This window comes from Alphaproteobacteria bacterium (assembly GCA_025800285.1).
GTDB lineage: Bacteria > Pseudomonadota > Alphaproteobacteria > JAOXRX01 > JAOXRX01 > JAOXRX01.
The window spans coordinates 1-531 of record JAOXRX010000008.1; the positions used below are offsets into that span (position 1 = coordinate 1).

1 protein-coding gene is annotated in these 531 nt (G+C 33.1%); it reads left to right on the forward strand.

Annotated features, from left to right (window positions below):
• A partial coding sequence (locus OIF36_00035; GenBank protein MCV6598859.1) for a zinc-binding domain-containing protein occupies positions 1–465 on the forward strand: 465 nt, incomplete at its 5' end.
• Positions 466–531: the final 66 nt, after the last annotated feature.

Sequence of the window (531 nt, forward strand, 5' to 3'; positions counted from 1 at the left end):
CCATATCAATCTGCAAGCGAAACGTATGTTTGGTCATTCCAATATAGATTGTTGAATTTCATTTTGTTTACGAATGATAAATTAATCAAAATAGGTTTAAGCGATTCGGACAAGTGCTCTTTTTGTGGAACCTACACGGAAGATTTGTATCACCTCTTCTTTAACTGCTCCTCTGTGCGGGTCTTCTGGAATAGATTTGCAGTCTGGTGGTCTGATATTAGAGGTGAAAATTTGTCTTTGTCTTTAAAAGACATTATAATTGGCTTTCTTCACAGAAAAGATTTATTAAATTATTTAATAATTCTTGGTAAGATAACTATTTGGGAGTGTAGAAAAAATAAGATCCCTCCAAAGTTGAGATTGTTCCTGCACAAAGTCGAAGCTAAGCAAGAGGTCGAAAAGATAATTGCAATTAAGAACCGAAAGCTTCGCGATTTTTATACAAGATGGGAACTTCTGTTGTAATCTTATTATAGTTTATTTAAAGGAAAAAATGGAATGTCCGCTGGATTTACTAACTTAAATAGTTTT